Annotated in this window: 13 protein-coding genes and 1 pseudogene; 4 read left to right on the top strand and 10 right to left on the bottom strand. The window is 71.8% G+C overall.

Features of this window, described 5'->3' with window-relative positions; translation table 11 throughout:
* Nucleotides 1-8: 8 nt before the first annotated feature.
* Nucleotides 9-680 (bottom strand): annotated as a pseudogene (locus OG385_RS29610) (GTP-binding protein); the annotation flags it as partial.
* Nucleotides 681-785: 105 nt separating this feature from the next.
* Entirely contained in the window at nucleotides 786-932 is a 147-nt protein-coding gene (locus OG385_RS29605) for a hypothetical protein (RefSeq protein WP_266859291.1), read from the bottom strand.
* A 157-nt stretch (nucleotides 933-1,089) separates the two neighbouring features.
* Between OG385_RS29605 and OG385_RS29600 the strand changes: the two genes are divergently transcribed.
* Nucleotides 1,090-1,794 carry a TVP38/TMEM64 family protein gene (locus OG385_RS29600; protein ID WP_266859289.1) on the top strand — a complete coding sequence of 235 codons (705 nt, stop codon included), beginning with the start codon at nucleotides 1,090-1,092 and terminating at the stop codon, nucleotides 1,792-1,794.
* Nucleotides 1,795-1,929: 135 nt separating this feature from the next.
* Nucleotides 1,930-2,805 carry an undecaprenyl-diphosphate phosphatase gene (locus OG385_RS29595; protein ID WP_266859288.1) on the top strand — a complete coding sequence of 292 codons (876 nt, stop codon included), beginning with the start codon at nucleotides 1,930-1,932 and terminating at the stop codon, nucleotides 2,803-2,805.
* Nucleotides 2,806-2,948: 143 nt separating this feature from the next.
* Here OG385_RS29595 and OG385_RS29590 read toward each other — a convergent pair whose 3' ends face one another.
* Genes OG385_RS29590 through OG385_RS29580 form a run of 3 tightly spaced genes read right to left on the bottom strand, consistent with a single transcriptional unit; the run spans nucleotide 2,949 to nucleotide 5,806 of the window.
* Entirely contained in the window at nucleotides 2,949-4,022 is a 1,074-nt protein-coding gene (locus OG385_RS29590; RefSeq protein ID WP_266859287.1) for a slipin family protein, read from the bottom strand.
* 9 nt (nucleotides 4,023-4,031) lie between these two features.
* A complete protein-coding gene (locus OG385_RS29585; RefSeq protein ID WP_266859285.1) occupies nucleotides 4,032-4,517 on the bottom strand; it encodes a hypothetical protein in 486 nt (161 codons plus the stop codon).
* The gene (locus OG385_RS29580; protein WP_266859284.1) at nucleotides 4,517-5,806 is read right to left on the bottom strand and encodes a molybdopterin-dependent oxidoreductase; all 1,290 of its coding nucleotides are present in this window, start codon (nucleotides 5,804-5,806) and stop codon (nucleotides 4,517-4,519) included. Before OG385_RS29580 ends, OG385_RS29585 begins: the two co-directional genes overlap by 1 nt.
* A gap of 195 nt (nucleotides 5,807-6,001) precedes the next feature.
* Here OG385_RS29580 and OG385_RS29575 point away from each other — a divergent pair, with 195 nt between their 5' ends.
* A complete protein-coding gene (locus OG385_RS29575; RefSeq protein WP_266859282.1) occupies nucleotides 6,002-7,399 on the top strand; it encodes a hypothetical protein in 1,398 nt (465 codons plus the stop codon).
* Nucleotides 7,400-7,503: 104 nt separating this feature from the next.
* Here the strand turns inward: OG385_RS29575 and meaB are convergent, their stop codons facing one another.
* The 5 genes from meaB to OG385_RS29550 form a co-directional block, all read right to left on the bottom strand.
* A complete protein-coding gene (gene meaB, locus OG385_RS29570; protein ID WP_266859281.1) occupies nucleotides 7,504-8,499 on the bottom strand; it encodes a methylmalonyl Co-A mutase-associated GTPase MeaB in 996 nt (331 codons plus the stop codon).
* Between the two features lies 1 nt (nucleotide 8,500).
* Entirely contained in the window at nucleotides 8,501-10,705 is a 2,205-nt protein-coding gene (gene scpA, locus OG385_RS29565; protein WP_266859279.1) for a methylmalonyl-CoA mutase, read from the bottom strand.
* Nucleotides 10,705-12,609, bottom strand: coding sequence for a methylmalonyl-CoA mutase family protein (locus OG385_RS29560; protein ID WP_266859277.1), 1,905 nt, complete (start codon nucleotides 12,607-12,609; stop codon nucleotides 10,705-10,707). Before OG385_RS29560 ends, scpA begins: the two co-directional genes overlap by 1 nt.
* Nucleotides 12,610-12,773: 164 nt before the next feature.
* The gene (locus tag OG385_RS29555) at nucleotides 12,774-16,481 is read right to left on the bottom strand and encodes a S8 family serine peptidase (protein ID WP_266859275.1); all 3,708 of its coding nucleotides are present in this window, start codon (nucleotides 16,479-16,481) and stop codon (nucleotides 12,774-12,776) included.
* A gap of 269 nt (nucleotides 16,482-16,750) precedes the next feature.
* Nucleotides 16,751-17,536, bottom strand: a complete 786-nt coding sequence (locus tag OG385_RS29550; RefSeq protein ID WP_266859273.1) for a crotonase/enoyl-CoA hydratase family protein — start codon at nucleotides 17,534-17,536, stop codon at nucleotides 16,751-16,753.
* Nucleotides 17,537-17,676: 140 nt separating this feature from the next.
* On the opposite strand from OG385_RS29550, the gene OG385_RS29545 reads away from it, so the two are divergent.
* Nucleotides 17,677-18,201, top strand: a complete 525-nt coding sequence (locus OG385_RS29545; protein ID WP_266859272.1) for a nuclear transport factor 2 family protein — start codon at nucleotides 17,677-17,679, stop codon at nucleotides 18,199-18,201.
* Nucleotides 18,202-18,291: the final 90 nt, after the last annotated feature.

Genomic DNA, 18,291 nt, shown 5'->3' with positions numbered 1-18,291 from the left:
TCCCCCACCCCGGTGATGGTGAGTACGTTCTCCACCGGGAGCAGGAACGGCGCGTCGGTGTACCGCTCGGGCATCGGCACATAGGTGTCCACCGCGTCGAGCAGCGCCTCGACCGAGGCCGCCCAGCGCGGGTCGCCCTCCAGCGCCTTCAGCCCCGACACCCGTACCACCGGGGCCGCGTCCCCGCCGTATCCATGGGCGGAGAGCAGTTGACGGACCTCCAGCTCGACCAGGTCGGTCAGCTCCTCGTCCCCCGCGTCCGCCTTGTCGAGGGCGACGACGATGTGGTCGACGCCGACCTGACGGGCCAGCAGGACGTGCTCCGCGGTCTGCGGCATGACCCCGTCGAGCGCGGAGACGACGAGGATCGCCCCGTCGAGCTGGGCGGCGCCGGTGACCATGTTCTTGACGTAGTCCGCGTGTCCCGGCGTGCCGAGGTGGGCGCAGTGGCGGGTGTCGGTCTCGTACTCCACCTGCGTGATGTTGATGGTGATGCCGCGCTGCGCCTCCTCCGGCGCCCGGTCGATCCGGTCGGAGGCGATGAAGGAGGTACTGCTGTCCGCGCGGTCGCTGAGCACCTTGGTGATGGCAGCGGTCAGGGTGATCTTGCCGTGGTCGACGTGGCCCATGGTGCCGATGTTGAGGCGGGGCTCGGTACGCATGTATGCCGTCTTGGGCATGGCCTTTTTCTTCCTCGCGAAATTCGGGAAATACCGAAGTGTGGCGGGACCCCCGGATCCGGCCGACCCTCCCCCTGCGGGGTCCGCCGGACAGTCCGGGAAGGGTCAGCTTCGGGCGCCGCCGAGGAGCGCTGCGGCAACGGCCGCACGGTGCACGGCCGTTGCGGCAGGTGCGGCGTAATCGGGGAGACCGGCAGCCTTCGGCGCGTCCGCGACTGCGGACGGCGCTGCGAGGAAGGCGTACCGGAACATGCCCTGATCCTCCCCCCGGCGCCGTCGGTACGTCGACCGGTTTTCCCGCTCGTCCGGGAATCCTTGACGGCCCGTGATGAGCCGCGGAGCGCCCCGCGCCGCCGGAAGCCCGGAGCCATTACGACGATCACACCCGGGTGTCGGTTAGTCTCCCGGGATGCTGGAGCCCGCTGCCCGACCCGCCGCCGGACTGACCGTGCGCTGCGTCAGGGCACTTGCCTCGCCGTGGTCCCGGCTCTCCCTGCTCGTGGTGCTGCTGGTGGCCGCGGCGACCCTGATGCTCCTCTTCCAGCCGCAGCGGCTGCTCGCGGCGGGCTGGCCGCCACAACTCAGCGGGATCTCGGCCATCGTGCTGTTCTCCGTCGCGTACGGCGCCTGCACGGCCGCCTTCGTGCCCAGGCCGCTGCTGAATCTCGCGGCGGGCGCCCTCTTCGGCAGCCAGGCCGGGCTCGGCGCGGCCGTCGCCGGGACGGTGCTGGGGGCCGGCGTGTCCTTCGGCCTCGGCCGGCTGCTCGGCCAGAGCGCGCTGCGGCCGTTGCTGCGCGGGCGCTGGCTGACGGCGGCCGACGGGCAGTTGAGCCGGCACGGCTTCCGTTCGATGCTCGCGCTGCGGCTCTTCCCCGGGGTGCCGTTCGCCGCCGCCAACTACTGCGCGGCGGTGTCGCGGATGGGGTGGCTGCCGTTCCTGGTGGCCACCGGGCTCGGGTCGGTCCCGAACACGGCGGCGTACGTGGTGGCGGGCAGCCGGGCGTCCTCGCCCACCTCTCCGGCGTTCCTGGTCTCGATGGGCTTCATCGTGGTGTCCGGGGCGGGCGCCGCGTGGATCGCCTGGCGCAAGCGGCACCGGCTGCGCGGCCACTGACCCCGTCCGGGGGCCGTGGCGGGGCCGTGGCGGGGGCCGTTGGCCGTCCGTACGCGAGAGGGTCGACGGCCGTACACCTTCGGCGGTTACGTTCCTTGCGCATCAGCCCCTTGATCCTTTGGACGGCCCCCACCCATGTCTTGGTTCGAATCGTTCGTCCTCGGATTCGTGCAGGGGCTGACCGAGTTTCTGCCCGTGTCCTCCAGCGCCCATCTGCGGCTGGCCTCAGCCTTCGCGGGCTGGCCCGACGCGGGTGCGGCTTTCACGGCGATCACGCAGATAGGCACCGAGGCCGCGGTCATCATCTACTTCCGCAAGGACATCGCCAGGATCGTCTCGGCGTGGTTCCGCTCGCTCACCGACCGCTCGCTGCGCGCGGACCACGACGCCCGGATGGGCTGGCTCGTCATCGTCGGGACCATCCCGATCGGTGTGCTGGGGATCCTGCTCAAAGACCAGATCGACACGTCCTTCCGGGACCTGCGGGTCATCGCCTGCACCCTGATCGGGATGGGCCTGGTGCTGGGCGCGGCCGACCGGCTGGCCGCCCGCGACGAGAGCGGCGGCAGGCACAGGGCGGGCAGGGAGCGCAGGTCGCTTGAGGAGCTGACCGTCCGGGACGGGCTGGTCTACGGGCTCTGCCAGGCGCTCGCGCTGGTCCCGGGCGTCTCCCGCTCGGGCGCCACGATCAGCGGCGGTCTACTCATGGGCTACACCCGTGAGGCGGCCGCCCGGTACTCGTTCCTGCTGGCGATCCCCGCGGTCCTCGCCTCCGGGGCCTTCGAACTCAAGGACGCGGCCGGGAGCGGCGGGACGCCGTGGGGGCCGACGCTGCTGGCGACGGTCGTGGCGTTCGCCGTGGGGTACGCGGTCATCGCGTGGTTCATGAGGTTCATCTCGTCGAGGAGCTTCATGCCGTTCGTGGTCTACCGGATCCTGCTGGGTGTCGCCCTGTTCGTCCTGGTCGGTACGGGGGTGCTCAGCCCGGACGCGGGTCCGGCCGGGGGCTGAGGGGGCGGGGAACGGGCGGCGGAGCAGGGCGCGTTAGGACCGGATCACCGCACCGCACCGTACTGAACCGGGCGCCGTCACTTACAGGTTCACCCGCCGGTTCACGCGCTGCCGGTCCGCTTGCTGCCGGTTCACCGACCGGTTCACTTGCCCGTTCCGGACCCCTCGTCCGGACCGAGGGGCGGCTCGTCCTCCCGTACCGGCGGTTCGTCCTCCGGTACGGGCAGGTCGGACTCCGCCTCCGCTTCCCCGGACGGACCGGGCTCCGCCGGCCGGGACCGCTCCAGCGCCTCCAGCCCCGGCAGCGGGATCCCGAGTGTGGTCAGGTCCAGCTTCGCCGCCTCGACCTCTTCGGCGGAGAGCCCGGGTACGGCGGCCTCCACCGCCTCGGTCGCGGAGGTACCGGACTTCGCCGTGCCGGTCTCCGCTTCGGGCTCCGCCCCCGGCATCTGCGGGTAGCGCTGTGCCCGCTCCAGGAACCGGAGCAGCTCGACCGGGAACGGCAGGACCAGCGTGGAGTTCTTCTCGGACGCGACCTCGGCCACCGTCTGCAGCAGACGGAGCTGGAGGGCGGCCGGGTGCTCGGACATCACTTCGGCGGCCTGGGCCAGCTTCTTCGACGCCTGGAGCTCGGCATCGGCGTTGATGACCCGGGCACGCCGTTCACGGGCCGCCTCGGCCTGCCGTGCCATCGACCGCTTCATCGTCTCGGGCAGCGACACGTCCTTGATCTCCACCCGGTCGATCTGCACACCCCAGCCGATGGCCGGACTGTCGATCATCAGCTCCAGGCCCTGGTTCAGCTTCTCGCGGTTCGACAGCAGATCGTCCAGATCGCTCTTACCGATGATCGAACGCAGCGAGGTCTGCGCCATCTGCGAGACGGCGAACCGGTAGTCCTCGACGGCGATGACCGCGTCGGCCGCGTTGACCACCTTGAAGTAGACGACCGCGTCGACCCGTACGGTCACGTTGTCCCGCGTGATGCCCTCCTGGGCCGGGACCGGCATCGTCACGATCTGCAGATTCACCTTGTGCAGCCGGTCGACGCCCGGGATCACCGTGGTGAATCCCGGCAGCCGTTCCGCCTCGCGCAGCCGGCCGAACCGGAAGACCACACCACGCTCGTACTGCTTGATCACGCGCGCCGCGGAGATTCCGTACACAGCGGCGCAACAGAGGATCACCACTATCGCGGTCAGAAGTACTGCCACCATTACGACCCCCTATTGCCCGAGTCGCTTACGCTTCCCACGATATGCCCCAAATGCCGTAATCGGCGATCGGCGCAGCGCCCTGGCCGCTCTCCAGCCGGCCGAGAGCGCGAAGAGCGCCGCCGTGATCAGCAGCCACCGGGTCAGGAACACTCCGCCGGGCAGCCCCGTGGCCCGCCCGTAGCGTTCTGGCGGGCCGAGGATCAGCGGGAACCAGACGAGCAGCAGCAGTCCGGACAGCGCCGCCGGCACTCTGAGCGTGTTGGTCCACCCTCCGCGGACCACGCCGGGCAGCGCCCGCAGGGCCCGGTCGGCCAGTGAGTAGAGCGGAATCAGCACCAGATCCTGCACCAGGGCCGCGCCGGCGAACCATACGACGATCCCGGACCAGTCGCCCGCCAGCAGCCGGACCCCCGCGTATCCCGCCACCGCGAAGGAGACCAGCAGCACGGCGAGCTGCAGCGGACCTGCCCCGTACCGGCGCTCGAACCGCCGCATCACAGCTCCCCGAAGGTCAGCGAGGCCACCCATTTGGTGTTGAGCACGCCCGGAGCCGCCGGGACGATGATCCGTGCCGGGTAACCGTGGTCGGGCGAGAGATCGGCGCCGTTGACGCGCAGCGCCAGCAGCGATCCCGGGTCGCGCACCTGGTTGTCCCGCAGCGCGGCCACCCGGAAGGAACCGTGCCGCTGGAGGGACCGTACGAGCACCCCCGGTGGCCGGTCCCCCGCGCCGACCAGGGCGGCCAGATCCCGGAGCCGTACGCCGTGCCAGCCCTGGTCCGGTGTCGACCAGCCCTCCACGCAGGCGATGGGAAGGTGCGCGCCGTGCTGCGGCAGGCGCAGCAGCTCCTCGCGCGTCAGACGCACCGATCCCCGGGGGCCCCGCACCTCCAGCCGCCAGCCGTCGCCGGTGTCCCGGGACCTGATGCCGGCCAGGGCCGCGGTCTTGTTGATCTGGAAACCGTTCGGGCCGCGCCCGGGTTCCCCGCCGCCGTGCGGGGCGAGCAGGGCGACCCGGCGCAGCGGTCCGCCGATGCTCTGGCCCGCCGTGACCGCGAACAGCAGGAGCGATCCGCCGCCGGCCAGCCCCAGGAGACCGCGCCGGGAGAGCGTCATCGCCGCTGGGCGTGGCGTGACCAGGCCGGAGTTGTCGGGGGGCTCCTGCTGCCGGACCACGGGCTCCCGCAGCGGCGCCCGCAGCCCCCTCTCACGCAGCACCCGCACCGCCATGGGGAGGCGGAGAGCCACATGCGCGGCGAAGGCGGCGGTGAACACCCAGGCGCCGTAGAAGTGCAGCCTGTAGAACGACCCGGGAAAGAGGTAGTCGAGCTGGACGTTGAGCAGGCCGGTGGCGAACTCGAAGAGCACCCCGCCGACCAGCAGGAGCAGCGAGATCCGCTCCAGTGCGTGGGCCACCGACCGGGCGGGCGGCAGCGCGAAGAGCTTCGGGACGACGGACCAGAGCTTGGCGAGCAGCACCGGGACGAGCACGACGCCGAGCGTCACATGCACGCCCTGGGTGAGCCGGTAGAGCCAGTGCGGGTGGGTGGGCCATGCGAAGAGATAGAGGCCGAGCAGCCCCTTGTCCGGGGTCTTGTCGTTGACGGCGGCGAGATCCGGGTTGTAAGCGGCGTAGGACAGCAGGCCCGTCACGACCAGGACGGTGATCCCGGCCAGCAGGACGACGCCGAGCAGCGCCGTCAGCCATGGCCCGCGCAGCGGACTGCGCCAGAATTCGGGGGCGGCGGGCGAGAGGATCTGCGGGGCATTCGGCTTGGCGCGCATGGCACTTCCCGGACGGTTCCGGCGGTGGTCGTCCACGGCCGCGCCCCGACGTTAAGCCGGTGCACCGGCCTTGCGGGGCCCGGAACCGATGACGAAACTCTGACGTCGGGCGGCCCCCGCGAGGAGATCTGACGGTTCGGTGACGGACGGCTTCGCCTCGGTGTTTCCCGCAGCCCCGCGGCCTAGCGTGGGCCTGTGACAGCCCCCGCCCCCCTCGCTGAGAAGTCCACCGAGCCCGTGTCCCCGGCGCGCCGGGGACGGCGTCCCGACGTCATCGCCGCGATCGCCGGAGCGCTGCTCGTTGCCGTGGCCGCCGTCGTCGGCACCGTCATCCAGAACGCCGACGGCACCCTGCACGTGGCGTGGCCGCCGCTGCTGGCCGACTGGCTCCCGCATGTGGGTCCCGGCACTCCCGCGGCGCTCGCCGTCGCGGCCGGGGTGATCGTCCACGGTCCTGTGCTCGCCGCCCGGCTGTCCTGGCGGACGCTGACCCTGGTGGCGTACGGCACGTCGCTGGCCTGGATCTGGTCGCTGGCCCTGGTGGACGGCTGGCAGCGGGGCGTCGCGAACCGGCTCGTGAACAGGAACGAGTACCTCAGTGTCATCGACCGGTTCGCGCACATCGGTCCGACGCTGCGCACCTTCAACCAGCACATCCTGATCGGGCACCCGCACAACTGGCCCGCGCATGTGGCGGGGCATCCGCCGGGTGCCACGCTGACCTTCGTCTGGCTGGACCGGATCGGGCTGGGCGGCGGTGGCTGGGCCGGCGTCTGGTGCATCACGGTCGGCGCATCGGCGGCGGTCGCCGTGCTGGTGGCGCTGCGCGCGCTGGCCTCCGAGCGGACCGCGCGCCGGGCGGCGCCCTTCCTTGTGCTGGCACCGGCCGCGGTCTGGATCGGGACGTCGGCGGACGGCTACTTCGCGGCGGTCGCCGCCTGGGCGGTCGCCCTGCTCGCCCTGGCGGCCACCCGTACGGTCCGCGCCCCCGCACTCGTCGCGCTGGCGGCGGGACTGCTCTTCGGCTGGACCCTCTACATCTCGTACGGGCTGACCCTCTTCGCGGTGCCGGCCGTCGTGGTCCTCCTCCTCGCCCGCAACGCCCGCCCGCTGGCGCCCGCGCTGGCCGGAGTGGCGCTCGTCGCCCTCGCGTTCACGCTTGCGGGCTTCAACTGGTGGGAGGCGTACGGCCTGTTGGTGCAGCGCTACTACCAGGGCGTAGGAGGGGACCGGCCGCAGAGTTACTGGGTCTGGGGCAACCTCGCCTGCACCGTGGTCATCACCGGACTGGCCTCGGTGGCCGGACTGCGGCGCGCGGGGGCCTCGCTCCCGGGTGCGGTCCGCCGCTGGCGCGGGGGGCGGGACGGCGCCGCCGACCGGCTCGGGATGCTCGCCCTGGCCGTCCTGCTCGCACTGCTCTTCGCTGATCTGTCGGGCATGAGCAAGGCGGAGACGGAGCGCATCTGGATTCCCTTCGCGCTCTGGATGCTGCCCGCGGCGGCCCTGCTCCCGGCCGCGGACCGGCGCCGCTGGCTGACGCTGCAGGCGCTCCTCGCCCTGCTCGTCAACCACCTGCTGCTCACCACCTGGTGAACCGCAGGTGGTGAGCAGCAGGTGGTGAGCAACAGGCGGTGAGCAACAGGTGCTGAGCAACAGGTGCTGAGCAATAGGTGCTGAGCAACAGCATGTCAGCCGTCTCAGCCCGGTGACGCCCCCCGGAACGCGCCGAGGATCCGCTCGGCGGCGAGCGTCGGCGTCAAGGTGCCGCCGCGCAGCTCCTGTTCGAGCAGCGGGGCGAGCCGCTTGACGTCCGGGTGGTCGTGCAGTTCCTTGAGCAGCCCGTCGCGCACCATCGTCCAGGCCCAGTCGACCTGCTGGTCACGCCGTTTGGCGGCCAGCCGGCCGGACGCGTCCAGGACCTTGCGGTGCTGTTCGAGCCGCTCCCACACGGTGTCGAGACCGAGGGACTCCCGGGCGCTGCAGCTGAGCACCGGCGGGGTCCACGCGGCGTCGGCCGGGTGCATCAGCCGCAGCGCGCCCGCGAGTTCGCGGGCGGCCGAGCGCGCGTCGCGTTCGTGCGGGCCGTCCGCCTTGTTGACGGCGATGACGTCGGCCAGTTCCAGCACACCCTTCTTGATGCCCTGCAGCTGGTCGCCGGTGCGGGCCAGGGTGAGCAGCAGGAAGGAGTCCACCATGTCCGACACGGCGGTCTCGGACTGGCCGACCCCGACGGTCTCCACCAGGACGACGTCGTAGCCGGCCGCCTCCACCACCACCATGGCCTCCCGGGTGGCGCGGGCCACTCCGCCGAGGGTGCCGGCGGTCGGTGAGGGCCTGACGAAGGCCGCCGGATCCACGGCCAGCCGCTCCATCCGGGTCTTGTCGCCCAGGATGGAGCCGCCGGTCCTGCTGGACGAGGGGTCGACGGCGAGCACCGCCACCCGGTGGCCCAGACCGGTGAGCAGGGTGCCGAAGGCGTCGATGAAGGTGGACTTCCCGACGCCGGGCACCCCGCTGATCCCGATCCGGCGTGCTTTCCCGGCGTGCGGGAGCAGCGCGGTCAGCAACTGCTGGGCGAGGGCCCGGTGGTCCGCCCGGGAGGATTCCACCAGCGTGATGGCCCGCGCGACAGTGGCCCGTGACCCGTCGATGACGCCCTGGGCATAACGGTCCGGATCGATGTGCGGCGCCATGTCAGAGCTCGTGCCCGAGTGCGGAGGCGAGCCGGACCACCAGGTCGTACGCCGCGTCCGGGATCACGGTGCCCGGCGGGAAGACCGCGGCGGCGCCGGCCTCGTGCAGGGCCGGGATGTCCGCGGGCGGGATGACCCCGCCGACGACGATCATGATGTCCTCCCGGCCCTCCGCTGCCAGCTCCTCCCGCAGCGCGGGGACGAGCGTGAGGTGTCCCGCGGCGAGCGAGGAGACCCCGACGATGTGCACGTCCGCCTCGACCGCCTGCCGTGCCACCTCGCCCGGCGTCTGGAAGAGCGGGCCGACGTCCACGTCGAAGCCCAGGTCGGCGAAGGCGGTGGCGATCACCTTCTGGCCGCGGTCGTGGCCGTCCTGGCCCATTTTGGCGACGAGGATGCGCGGACGGCGCCCCTCGGCCTCCTCGAAGGAGTCCACAAGCCGGCGCGTCCGCTCCACGGAGGGCGACTCCCCTGCCTCGGTCCGGTACACACCGGAGATCGTACGGATCTGTCCCGCGTGCCGCCCGTAGACCTTCTCCAGGGCGTCGGAGATCTCACCGACGGTGGCCATCGCCCGCGCCGCGTCGACCGCGAGCGCCAGCAGATTGCCGTCAAGTCCGGGCCCGGGGTCGCGGCCTGCGGCATCGGTCAGCGCCCGCAGGGCGTCCTGGCAGGCCGCTTCGTCGCGCTCCTCGCGCAGCCGCTTCAGCTTGGCGACCTGCTGGGTGCGCACCGAGGAGTTGTCGACCTTGAGTACGTCGATCTCCTCGTCGGTCTCCACCCGGTACTTGTTGACACCGACGACGGGCTGACGCCCGGAGTCGATACGCGCCTGGGTGCGGGCTGCCGCCTCCTCCACCCGGAGTTTGGGGATGCCCGCGTCGATGGCCTGCGCCATGCCGCCGGCCGCCTCGACCTCCTCGATGTGCTGCCAGGCGCGTTGCGCCAGGTCGTGCGTGAGCTTCTCGACGTACGCGCTGCCGCCCCACGGGTCGATGACCCGGCAGGTGCCCGACTCCTGCTGCAGCAGCAGCTGGGTGTTGCGGGCGATCCGTGCGGAGAAGTCGGTCGGCAGGGCCAGCGCCTCGTCGAGTGCGTTGGTGTGCAGCGACTGGGTGTGACCCTGGGTGGCGGCCATCGCCTCGACACAGGTGCGGGTCACGTTGTTGAAGACGTCCTGTGCGGTGAGCGACCAGCCGGAGGTCTGCGAATGGGTGCGCAGCGACAGGGACTTGGCGTTCTTCGGGTCGAACTCCTTGACCAGCCTGGCCCAGAGCAGCCGGGCCGCGCGCAGCTTCGCGATCTCCATGAAGAAGTTCATGCCGATCGCCCAGAAGAAGGAGAGCCTCGGTGCGAAGGCGTCGACGTCCATCCCGGCGGCGATACCGGCCCGCAGGTACTCCACGCCGTCGGCCAGCGTGTAGGCGAGCTCCAGATCGGCTGTCGCGCCCGCTTCCTGGATGTGGTAGCCGGAGATGGAGATCGAGTTGTAGCGCGGCATCTTCTGTGAGGTGTAGGAGAAGATGTCGGAGATGATCCGCATGGAGGGCTTCGGCGGGTAGATGTAGGTGTTGCGGACCATGAACTCCTTGAGGATGTCGTTCTGGATGGTCCCGGCCAGCTTCTCCGGCGGTACGCCCTGCTCCTCGGCGGCGACGATGTACAGCGCCAGTACGGGCAGTACCGCTCCGTTCATCGTCATGGACACCGACATCTTGTCCAGCGGGATGCCGTCGAAGAGCTGCCGCATGTCGTAGATCGAGTCGATCGCGACGCCCGCCATGCCGACGTCGCCGGTGACACGCGGGTGGTCGCTGTCGTACCCGCGGTGCGTCGGCAGGTCGAAGGCGACCGAGAGGCCCTTCTGACCCGCCGCCAAGTTGCGGCGGTAGAAGGCGTTCGACTCCTCGGCGGTGGAGAATCCGGCGTACTGACGGATCGTCCAGGGCTGATTGACGTACATCGTCGGGTAGGGGCCGCGGAGGTACGGCGCGATGCCCGGGTAGGTGCCGAGGAAGTCGAGCCCCTCGGTGTCCTGGCCGGTGTAGAGGGGTTTGACGGGGATGCCCTCGGGGGTCTGCCAGACCAGCTCGTCGACGCTGTGGCCGGTGGACTCCTTCACGGCCGCCCGCCACTGCTCGTCGGTGGGCGTGGCGGAGGCACCGCCAGGCCCCAGTTCGATCTCGGTGAAGTCCGGGATCTGCATTACGCCACTCCCATACGGTCGAGGACGGAGGTCAGCACGGCCACCACGTCTCCTCCGGCGAAGACGAACTCGTCAACCCCGGAGGCCAGATACGCGTCGCGCCGGTCTCCGGGGCGGCCGGCGAGGAACACCTGCCGCGCCCCGGCGCCCTTCAGCGCGGCAGCGGTGTCCGCTGCCTGTTCGGCGTAGACGGTGTCGCTGGAACAGATGCAGGCCAGGGTGGTGCCCGCGTCGGCGAACGCCGCGGCGGCCGTGTCGGGGGCGCCCGGCACCGGGCCGTTGACCGGTTCGATGCCGCCCGCCTGGAAGAGGTTGGCGGCGAAGCCGGCCCGCGCGGTGTGCGCGGCCGCGGGGCCGAGTGTGGCCAGGAACACCCGTGGGCGGGCGCCGGTCGCGGCCAGATGGGCGTCCGAACGGGCCCGCAGCGCTTCGAAGGCGTCGTCGCGGTGGACCACCGGAAGGCCGCCGCCGGGAGCGGCGGGCGCGGGGTCCCTGACGACGGCGCGCTCGACCAGCTGCGGGAACTCACTGACGCCGGTGACCGGTTCGCTCCGTCCGGCCAGCTTCTCGCTGCGCCGCTCCCAGGTGGCCGCCAGCCGTCCGGCGATCAGCCCGGACCGCAGGGCCTGCTCCTGGCCCCCGGCGCGTTCGATCTCCTGGAACCACTCCCAGGCCGCCTGCGCCAGTTCGTCGGTGAGCCGCTCCACGTACCAGGAGCCGCCCGCGGGGTCGATGACCCGGGCCAGATGGGACTCCTCGACCAGGATCGTCGACGTGTTGCGGGCAATGCGGCGGGCGAAGTCGTCCGGCAGGCCCAGCGTGTGGTCGAAGGGCAGCACGGTCACTGCGTCCGCGCCGCCCGTACCGGCCGCCAGACAGGCGACCGTCGTCCGCAGCATGTTCACCCACGGGTCGCGCCGCGCCATCATCACCGGGGATGTCACCGCGTGCTGGTGCTGCGCCCCGGCCGCCGGGGCGCCGCTCGCCTCGGCCACCCGGGCCCAGAGACGGCGGGCGGCGCGCAGCTTCGCGATCGTCAGGAACTGGTCGGCGGTGGCCGCGTAGCGGAATTCCAGCTGTCCGCAGGCCGCTGCGACGTCGAGTCCGGCCGCGGTGAGCCCGCGGAGGTACGCCACCGCAGTGGCGAGCGAGCAGCCCAGCTCCTGGGCCGCCGAGCCGCCCGCCGAGTGGTACGGCAGTGCGTCCACGACGAGCGCCCGCACCTGCGGATACCGCTGGTGGCACAGCTCGGCCAGCGCGACGGCCTGCGCGGTGTGCCCGGCCACGGCGTCGTGCGCACCGGTGCGGGCCGCATGGCCGAGCGGGTCCGCGCCGAGGGAGCCGAGCGCCGCTTCGGGGGCGACGCCCCGCTCGTCGAAGAGCCGGAGCAATTCCCTTGCGGCGCCGTCGAATTCGGCGCCCGCTTCGAGGACGACCGGCGCCAGGTCGAGATGGACGCCTTCGAGAGCCGCGCCGATACCGGCCACGGGAACTCCCCCATCGCCCACGGTGAGCCATACGGAGGAGACGCCGTTCTCCAGGTCCGCGAGCACGGCCGCGTTGGTGCGCGAGGCATCGGGCCGGCTGTGCCGCTGGCGTACGTCCCAGCCACCGGCCACACGGCCGGCCGGGGTGCCGCCGCGGGTGAACGGGGCGAACCCCGGGAGCCCGGCCGGTGCGGTGGCCCCGGACTGCTCACCCCCGCCGCCGTCCGGCGCGGTGTAGAGCGGCTGGACCACCAGACCGTCATCCAGTGCGGTGCAGAGCGCTTCTTCCGCCGCCGTACCCGGGACATCCTTACCCGATTTGCGCAGCACACCTTCCACAAGGCGCTGCCACTGCTCATGGGTCGCATGCGGGAATCCGGCGGCCAGGGGGAACCCGTTGTCGGGCAGGACCGTCATGCTCAGATGCTAGGCGAGGGGGCCAGGTGCGCAGTTGGGAGAACCACTGTGACCTTGGACTCTCTGGTCCGTGCGGAGCCCGGTACGGCCTGCGCCGTACCGGGCTCCTGATCCGGACCGATCCAGCCGAAAGGCCTCAGAGGTCCGGAGACGCACTGTTTCCGCTACTTCACCCCCACCGCGCGGATGATCTCCTGCTTCACCGAGCCGCCCCGGTCGTCGCTGGCGGAGGCGCGCAGCGAGATGTACCCGGCGTCCTTGGGCACCCGCAGCGAGCCCTTCCAGACGGCGGATTCGCCGTGAGCGGTGCTGAGCCCGACGGAGGTCCAGGTCTTGCCGTCGTCGTAGGAGACCTCCAGCGCCCCCGACTTGATCGTCCCGGTGTCCGGGGCGCCCTTGACGTACTCGGCGCTGATGGAGACGGGCAGGGTGCGCCCGGCGCGGACGTCACCGGCGGAGTCGGTGTCGAGGCCGAAGCCCAGGTTGAGCAGCGGCAGATAGGTGGCGTGGTCCGCCGGGGTCTCGGCCGACTTGAAGGTCCACTCCGAGTGGCCCTTGGTGGACAGTACCCAGGTGGCCGGGGACCGCGTGGTGTCGGTGACCACCTTGTACGTGGTCTCGGCCGGGTCGGCGCCCCAGGCGTAGGCGCCCGAGCCGGTCCTGTGGTCGACCTGGACCCCGTTCGCGTACACATCGGTGGTCTGGGTCATGGAGTCGTCGTTCCAGACGTCGCCGAATCCGGTGTGGTCGGGGCCGGAATCGCCCCAGCCCGGGGTGTTGAACTGGAGGTCGTTGCCGGTGCGCTGCTGACCCCAGCCGAGTCCGGTGCCGAGCCACGGGTGCAGCACGGGCTTGAACCAGTCGAGTCCGGTGTGGCTGCCGCCCTTGTAGGCGACCAGACCGCTGCGCTCCTCCAGCGAGGTCGGGCCCGCGGTGACGGACTGCTCCCAGGTCTGGCCCGCGCCGGTGCTGACGTAGTCGGTGCGCTCGGCCGGGTAGTGCGTGCGCTCCAGGAAACCGAAGCCGACCGGGAAGGTACCGGTGAGCGAGTAGCGGAACTCACCGCCGTCGACGGGCTTGGCGGCGTAGAACTCGGTGTCCAGGGTGGCGAGATCCTTCTTGCCCGGCTTGTACGTCAGGTCCTTCGGGACCGCCCCGGGGTGGCCGTCGGAGAGGTCGTAGACATACGGCGTGTAGCGGGTGCCGGTGAGTTCCACCGTGCCGTGGCGGCGTGCGGTGGCGGCCAGCAGGGCGCCGTCGGCCGCGTTCACGGACGCCACCTGGAGAGGCGTGTCCGAGCCGTCGTCCGCGCCGAACCAGGCGGCCAGGCGCCCCGGCGTGTCGTCGGTGACGAAGAGCGAGACCGCTCCGGCCTGCTGTGCGGCGGCGGTGAGCTGCTGCGGGGTGACATCGGGCGTGGCGCGGACCAGAACGGCCTTGCCACGTACGTTCTTGCCCTGGTACTCGGCAGCGGTGCCGGTCCCGAGGTCGGCGACGCCGACCCGGTGACTGCCTTCGAGGACGGTGGAGCCGGCCTGTACGACGGTGTCACCGATCCGCTTGCCGTCCGCGACCGCTTCGAGCAGGGGCTTGGCGAGGCGCCAGACGGTGCGGTACTCGAAGGTGCCGTCGGTGACCTTCCTGGTGGGCGCGGCGAAGATGCTGTCGTACGTGAGCGGCACCTGTACGGCTCCGCCGAAGTCGGCGCCGTTCGCCTTGCGGTCGAACTCCATCAGCAGCTGCCGGGTCTCGGTGCGCCGGGGCACCTGTGCCGTGATCTGGTGCAACTGGCGTCCGTCGAGGGTGATCTCACGGTTACGGTCGACGACGATCTGCGGGTCGGTGAGGAAGCCGAGGCCGAGCGAGTCCTTGCCCTTGGCGCCCTGTACGTCGAGGAAGGACGCCACCGAGTAGGTGCCGGGCTTCAGCCGCAGGGTGAGGGTGCCGGATTCACCGACGGTCGCGTTCTCCGGGTCGGTCCCCTCGGCCAGTTCCTGTACGGCGAGGTTCGCGGCGGTCGGCGCGCCGTCCCGGTCCTTCACATGGACGGTGAGGGAGTACCGCTCCTCCTCCTTGACCAGGCCGAAGGCGGTGTGCGCGACGATCTTGCCGCCGGTGCTCGCAGTGATCTGCCCCGAGGTGTTGCCGACGGGCGCGTTGGCGCCGTCCCCGGTGACGGTGGTCTGTGCGGTGGAGTGCGCGGGCACGGTCAGGCTCGTGTCGGCGAGCTTGACGACGCCGTCGGCTGCTCCGTCGGCGGCGAGCGCCAGAGTCACCGGCGTGTCGGAGGAGTTGGCGTAGGTCAGCGTGCGGGTGACCGGCTTGTCGTCCCCGTACGGCCAGGAGTAGAAGCCGAGGTCGGCGCTGCCGGTGGCGGTGACGCTCGCGGTGGTGGCCGCGGGGACGTCGACCCGGCCGGCGCCCAGCGTGTACACCGGGTCGGGCAGCGTCTTCGACGTCGACATCAGCGCGTCCTTGAGCTGCTGCCCGGTCCAGTCGGGGTGCTTCTGGGCGAGCAGCGCCGCGACGCCGGCCACGTGCGGGGTGGCCATCGACGTCCCGCTCATGGTCTGGTACGGGCCGGTGCCCTCGGCGTACTGCGAGCGGGCGGCGAGGATGTCCACGCCGGGCGCGGACAGGTCGGGCTTGAGCGCGTTGTCGCCGAGGCGCGGGCCCTGGCTGGTGAAGTACGCGGGCTGGTCGGCGGAGTCCACCGCGCCGATGGTGAGCGCCGAGTCGGCTGCGCCGGGCGAGCCGATGGAGCCGGGGGCGCCGGAGTTGCCCGCGGCGACCACGAACAGGGCGCCGGTGTCCTTGGAGAGGGTGTTGACCGCCGCCGCCATGGGGTCGGTGCCGTCGCTGGCCTCCTGGGAGCCCAGGCTCATGCTGATGATCTTGGCGTGGATGTCCTTGGCGGCCCACTCCATACCCGCGATGATCTCGGAGTCGGTGCCGGAGCCCTCGTCGGAAAGCACCTTGCCGACGGCCAGGTCGGCGTCCGGGGCGACGCCCTTCTCCTTGCCGTCGGACGCGGCTCCGCTGCCGCCCACGGTCGACGTGGTGTGGGTGCCGTGGCCGTTGCGGTCGGTGGTCTCCTCCCCGGCGATGAAGGACTTGGACGCGCTGATCCGGCCCTTGAGGTCGGGGTGGTCGGCGTCGACACCGGTGTCCAGGACGGCGACCTTGACGCCCTTGCCGGTGAGTCCGGCCTGCCAGGCGGCCGGGGTGCCTATCTGCGCGTTACTCTCGGCCATGTCGGCCTTGACCTTGCCGTCGAGCCAGACCTTCCCGATCCCGTCGGCGAACGAACCGGCCTGCCGGGTACGGGAGTCGGTGAGCGACTTCCAGAAGGTGCCGGATGTGGCGGCCCGCACCGCGGCGCCGCCGACGCTCGGCAGGGCCCGGACGGTCGTGGCACCAGTCGGTGCGGCGCTGCGGACGCCCTTGCCGTACGTGACGATCAGCGGCAGCCCGCCGGTCTTGGCCGTGCCGATGCCCTGCTCGATGAGGCCGGTGACGTCGAAGAGCCGCTTGTCGAGGACGCCCGAGCGGAGGTAGGGCAGCGCCTCGTCGGGCAGCACGGTGACCCGGCCGTTGGACGTCTGGCTGCGGACGGCTCCGGTCGCGCCCTTCGGGCGCTCGACGGAGACCGTGCTGCGGCCGCCACCGAGGTCGGTGACGGTCACCCGGTCACCGGTGATCAGCGTGACGGTGTGTGTCGCATGGGCGGTGGCGGACGGCGGCGCGGTGCGGGACGGCGCGGGGGTCTTGCCCGCTCCTGCCACCGCGAGCGCCTGGCCTGCCGGGAGCAGTGCGAGCGCGAGTCCGGCGGAGATCCATCTGGCTCTTCGCCACGCAGGTGCTCTGGTCATGGTGCCCCTCTCTCCGGGGGCCCGGGCTGACGGGGGTGGTGGTCCCGGGCACTGCGAAGAGTCTCGGGGCGCTCGCGGTGGCCGTGGGGTGAATGGGCTGGCGGATAGGCGCCATGGCGGCTAACTGCCAGCGGGTGACGTGCGGGACGGGTCAGCGGCGGGGGGTGCGGGGTGAGCGGGGTGTGCGGGGGTGGGCGGGGTGTGCGGGGGTGTGCGGGCACGTCAACTGCCGGTCGCCCGGGCGATGTGCGGGCACGTCACCCGGATCGTCACGCACCGGGAGACGGCGGGCCGAACGAGCCGTGCCTCCCGGCGCCCGCGGCGAACTCGTCCACCCCGCGCCGCATCTGCGCGAGCGAGATCCGGCCGTGCCGCAGTTCGCCCTCCAGTGCGTCGGCCTCGGACAGGCCGCTCTGCTCCAGCAGCGCGAGGCGGTCCTCGCGCAGGCAGGTCTGCGGGAACGCGGCGATGGACGCGGCGAGTTCCTCCGCGGCCGCCCGTGCGGTACCGGCAGGGACCACCCGGTTGGCCAGTCCGATCGCGTGCGCCTCGGCCGCGCCGACCGGTCGGCCGGTCAGGACCAGGTCCATCGCCCGGCTCTCACCGATGAGGCGTGGCAGCCGTACGGTCCCGCCGTCGATCAGCGGCACACCCCAGCGGCGGCAGAACACCCCGAACACGGCGTCCTCGTCGGCCACCCGCAGATCGCACCAGAGCGCGAGTTCCAGTCCACCGGCCACCGCATGACCGGAGACGGCGGCGATCACCGGCTTCCCGAGACGCATCCGGGTCGGCCCCATCGGGCCGTCCCCTTCGCCGGCGGTGGCGGTGACGGTGTTGCCGCGCGGGGTGCCGACGGCCTTCAGATCGGCCCCCGCGCAGAAGGTGCCTCCTTCGCCCCAGAGCACGGCCACCGCCGCGTCGGGGTCGGCGTCGAAGGCGCGGAAGGCATCGGCCAGCGCGCGAGCGGTGGGGCCGTCGACGGCGTTGCGCGCCCCGGGCCGTGCGAGCACCACGGTGGTGACGGGGCCGTTGCGTTCGATACGTACAGTCATCCGCGTCACTCTTCCCCGGTCCGGCGCGGTATGTCGAGCAGGCTGTCGGGTGGTGCTGCCAGGCGCGGTCCCGTGCGGTGGGGCCGAGGCAGCCCTGCAAACCCCTTGGCCCGGGGCACCGGGTGCCGGAGACTGAGCCGATGACTCAGCGCGTGGAACTCGCTACCGTGATGGACCGGCTGGACATCGACGAACTGATCACCGGTTACGCGGTGGCCGTGGACGACGGTGAATGGGCCGACTACCGGGCCCTGTTCGCACCGGACGGCCGGGCCGACTACCGCGCGGCGGGCGGAGTGGAGGGGCCCGCGGCGGAGGTCGCCGACTGGCTCGCGGAGACGATGCGGCTCTTTCCGGTACGCCAGCACCTGATCGTCAACCGGCGGCTGCGGCTCCAGGATCTGGGCGGCTACCCGGGGGACCGGGCGGAGCTCCAGGCCGACTACCTCAACCCGATGCGGCTGAAGTCCCGGTCGTCCGACGAGGGCGGTGATGCGGGTGCCGGTGGGGATTCCCCAGGCGCCGCAGGACCGACCGCGCCGGACTTCGTCTCCGGCGGCCGCTACGCCTTCAGCCTGGTGCGCACGGAGAGCGGCTGGCGGCTGCTCGGCGTCGTCGTACAGGAGAAGTGGCGGCGCACACCCGGTGCGCCGGGCGGAATCTGACACGCCGTGCGTGTGCGGGCGCACTGTCGGTAGCCGTCCTGCTCCCCCACACTGTGGGAAGCGACAAACCGCGGGAAGCGACAACTCGGC

This window comes from Streptomyces sp. NBC_01306, assembly GCF_026340465.1.
GTDB lineage: Bacteria > Actinomycetota > Actinomycetes > Streptomycetales > Streptomycetaceae > Streptomyces.
This window is presented reverse-complemented; position numbering and strand designations above follow the sequence as displayed.

Coding starts and splice junctions, on each gene's coding strand:
- OG385_RS29560 (WP_266859277.1), bottom strand. CDS start 12,609: ATGACGGTCCTGCCCGACAACGGGTTCCCCCTGGCCGCCGGATTCCCG.
- OG385_RS29605 (WP_266859291.1), bottom strand. CDS start 932: ATGTTCCGGTACGCCTTCCTCGCAGCGCCGTCCGCAGTCGCGGACGCG.
- OG385_RS29550 (WP_266859273.1), bottom strand. CDS start 17,536: ATGACTGTACGTATCGAACGCAACGGCCCCGTCACCACCGTGGTGCTC.
- OG385_RS29585 (WP_266859285.1), bottom strand. CDS start 4,517: ATGCGGCGGTTCGAGCGCCGGTACGGGGCAGGTCCGCTGCAGCTCGCC.
- OG385_RS29595 (WP_266859288.1), top strand. CDS start 1,930: ATGTCTTGGTTCGAATCGTTCGTCCTCGGATTCGTGCAGGGGCTGACC.
- OG385_RS29590 (WP_266859287.1), bottom strand. CDS start 4,022: ATGGTGGCAGTACTTCTGACCGCGATAGTGGTGATCCTCTGTTGCGCC.
- scpA (WP_266859279.1), bottom strand. CDS start 10,705: ATGCAGATCCCGGACTTCACCGAGATCGAACTGGGGCCTGGCGGTGCC.
- meaB (WP_266859281.1), bottom strand. CDS start 8,499: ATGGCGCCGCACATCGATCCGGACCGTTATGCCCAGGGCGTCATCGAC.
- OG385_RS29545 (WP_266859272.1), top strand. CDS start 17,677: ATGACTCAGCGCGTGGAACTCGCTACCGTGATGGACCGGCTGGACATC.
- OG385_RS29555 (WP_266859275.1), bottom strand. CDS start 16,481: ATGACCAGAGCACCTGCGTGGCGAAGAGCCAGATGGATCTCCGCCGGA.
- OG385_RS29580 (WP_266859284.1), bottom strand. CDS start 5,806: ATGCGCGCCAAGCCGAATGCCCCGCAGATCCTCTCGCCCGCCGCCCCC.
- OG385_RS29600 (WP_266859289.1), top strand. CDS start 1,090: ATGCTGGAGCCCGCTGCCCGACCCGCCGCCGGACTGACCGTGCGCTGC.